At 75.3% G+C, this 2,599-nt stretch carries 3 protein-coding genes; all 3 read right to left on the bottom strand.

Translation table 11 applies throughout. The features are described 5' to 3' along the window. Positions 1-476, bottom strand: a 476-nt coding sequence (locus tag ACFW2E_RS23295; RefSeq protein WP_384469002.1) for a phosphotransferase family protein, incomplete at its 3' end; no start/stop codon positions are given. Between the two features lie 50 nt (positions 477-526). After that, the gene (locus ACFW2E_RS23290) at positions 527-1,654 is read right to left on the bottom strand and encodes an aminopeptidase P family protein (protein ID WP_384469001.1); all 1,128 of its coding nucleotides are present in this window, start codon (positions 1,652-1,654) and stop codon (positions 527-529) included. A 144-nt stretch (positions 1,655-1,798) separates the two neighbouring features. Next, on the bottom strand, positions 1,799-2,362 hold the full coding sequence (locus ACFW2E_RS23285; protein ID WP_384469000.1) for a PDZ domain-containing protein: 564 nt from the start codon (positions 2,360-2,362) through the stop codon (positions 1,799-1,801). Positions 2,363-2,599: the final 237 nt, after the last annotated feature.

Below are 2,599 nucleotides of genomic sequence, written 5' to 3'. Positions count from 1 at the left end.
GCCCCCCCGCCCATCCGGCGCCGCGCCTCCAGGGCGCGCGGCGCGGCACGCGGCACGCCGAGGGTCTCCACCTGCCGCACGGGCACCTCGCGCAGGCCGGTGAGCAGTCCGGCGAGGTCGGCCTCGCCGAGGGCGGACACGTCGTGGTCCTCCCCCGTCCCGCCGGGCACCTTGGTGTCGAGCGTGAAGGCCAGCCCGGGGGCCCAGTCGCCGTGCGCCACGCTCACGGGGACGGCGACGGGGAGGTGCGGGCGCACGAGGTCGCGCAGGCGCAGTTCGCGGCGCTGGCGGGCGGAGGCCTCGCGGTCGGGGGCGAGGCGGAGCACATGGCGGGTGCCGACCCACCACGTGGAGTGCCCGCCGCCCTCCGCGACGGGCCGGACGTCGGGTCCCGCGGTTCCGTCCGTGCTCTCCTTGAGCAGCGAACGGACCAGTCGGCGGACGGTGTCCGCGGTGGGTGTCGGTGCCTGGGTCATGGTCGCGCCGTTGCCGTTCCGGGGTCTTGTACGGTGTCTCCTGGGTCCGCTCAGTCCACTATGACCATTTCGCGGGTGGTGTTGTTGAGCCGGCGGCCGCCGTCCTCGGTCACCGCGACGATGTCCTCGATGCGCACCCCGAACCGGCCGGGCAGGTAGATGCCGGGCTCCACCGAGAAGCACATGCCGGGTACGAGGGGCTGTTCCTCGCCCTCGATCATGTAGGGCGGCTCGTGGGTGGTGACGCCGATGCCGTGGCCGGTGCGGTGGATGAAGTACTCGCCGTAGCCGGCCTCGGTGATCACCGCGCGGGCGGCCCGGTCGACCTCCTGGCAGGCGACCCCGGGGCGCACCGCCCGGAAGCCCGCCTCCTGGGCCGCACGGACGATGTCGTGGACCTTCCGTTCCTCCTGGGTCGGTTCGCCCACGTGCACGGTGCGGGTGGTGTCGGAGCCGTAGCCGTCCTTGAGTCCGCCGAAGTCGAGGACGACCATGTCTCCGTGCCGGACCACCCGGTCGCCGACCTCGTGGTGCGGGTTGGCCCCGTTCGGGCCGGAGCCGACGATGGTGAAGTCGACCTGCGAGTGCCCGAACCGTCGCAGCAGGTCGGCGAGGTCGCGGCCGATGTCGGACTCGCGGCGGCCGGTGAAGGCGACCTCGCGGATCTCCTCGAAGGCCGCGTCGGCGGCCGCCCCGGCGGCCGCCAGCAGTTCGAGTTCCGCCGAGTCCTTCACGGCACGCAGCATCGGCAGCGCGTCGGTGAGGGAGGCGTAGGAGGTGCCGGGCAGGGTCTTCTGCAGGCCGAGCAGGTGCATCGCCCACGCGTTGTCGCTGATGCCGAAGCGGCCCTCCTTGTCGAGGAGGTCGGCGGTGACCGCGTAGGGGTCCGTGCCGTCGGTCCAGTCGCGCAGGGTCAGGGCGGACGCGCCGGACGCCTTCTCCGCGTCCGGGGCCTCCAGGGTGGGCACGACCAGCACCGGATCACGTCCGGCGGCGAGGACCAGCACGGTGAGCCGTTCGGTGGCCGCGGTGGGCGCGTAGCCGGTCAGCCACACCATGTCCGGACCCGGCGCCACGAGCAGCCCCGCCAGCCCCGCCTGCGCGGCGGAGCGCGCGGCGCGCTCCATACGGGCCCGGTAGTCGTCGGCGGTGAAGGGCACGCGTGTGCTACCGGTCATCCGGGCCTCCGAGGGGGCGTCTGGCGGCGGGGCAAGGGACCATGAGCAGCATCCTGCCCGGACCCGGAGGGCCGCGCGAGCCGGTTTCGGGGTCCCGTCGCCGCGTGCCCGGCGGTCGGGCGGGCGGACGTCGCACGCGGGCGGTCACGTGACGACGCCGGGGACGGCCGTGAGCTGCTGATACCCGCCGCTGCGATGACGCACGGTGAGGGTGACCCCGGCTCCGGGGCGGGCACGGGAGACCGCCCGCGCGAGGTCGGCGGCCGTGTCGACGCGGGCACTGCCGAACTGCAGGAGCACGTCACCGCGGACCAGCCCGGCCGCGTAGCCGGGGCCGGGCTCGTGGACGCCGACGACCAGCGCCCCCGCCTTCTCGGCGTCCACGACCTCCACGCCGAGGCTCGCGACCGCCGGTGCCGACGCTGGGCCCGGGGCGGCGGAGGGCGTGTGCCGGGCGGGCGGGGCCGGTGCGGGTGGCCGGCTCTCCAGCTGGGCGAGTCTGCTCATGCCGATCACGGTGGCACCGACCGTGCCGAGGCCGACGCCGGACAGGACCAGGACCGTCCCGGCGAACAGGCCGAACAGCAGGGTCCGCAGCCGCCTGCCGCGCCGTCGTGCGGCGTGCGGGTGCCGCGCGGTGCCGGGGGTGCCGTCGTTCCGCCGCTCCTGACCGGGCATCGGCTTGGGACGCAACGCAGTCTGTTCCATGGATCGCCTCCGGCTGGTGTCTACCCGGCGTGCGCGGGCTCGACGAGCCACGAACGAGTGAGACTGACCCAGGGTCAGCGCAGGGAAGTCATAGGCGTCGCGGCAGCCGGAACCCCCGTCGGCGGGGGGGGGGGGGGGGCGGTCGGGGGGGGGGGGGGGCGGGGCCGCCCCCAACCAACAGAGCGCGCCGGGAGGGGCGCGACGCGCAACCGCCCCCCACCCAGCCAACCCCCACCC

It is taken from the genome of Streptomyces sp. NPDC058964 (assembly GCF_042741275.1).
Classification (GTDB): Bacteria; Actinomycetota; Actinomycetes; order Streptomycetales; family Streptomycetaceae; genus Streptomyces.
Note: the sequence above shows the minus strand (reverse complement) of the source record. Positions and strands in the feature narration are given on the sequence as shown.

Excerpts from the sequence above, each read along its gene's own strand:
- ACFW2E_RS23290 (WP_384469001.1), bottom strand. The coding sequence starts at position 1,654 with ATGACCGGTAGCACACGCGTGCCCTTCACCGCCGACGACTACCGGGCC.
- ACFW2E_RS23285 (WP_384469000.1), bottom strand. The coding sequence starts at position 2,362 with ATGGAACAGACTGCGTTGCGTCCCAAGCCGATGCCCGGTCAGGAGCGG.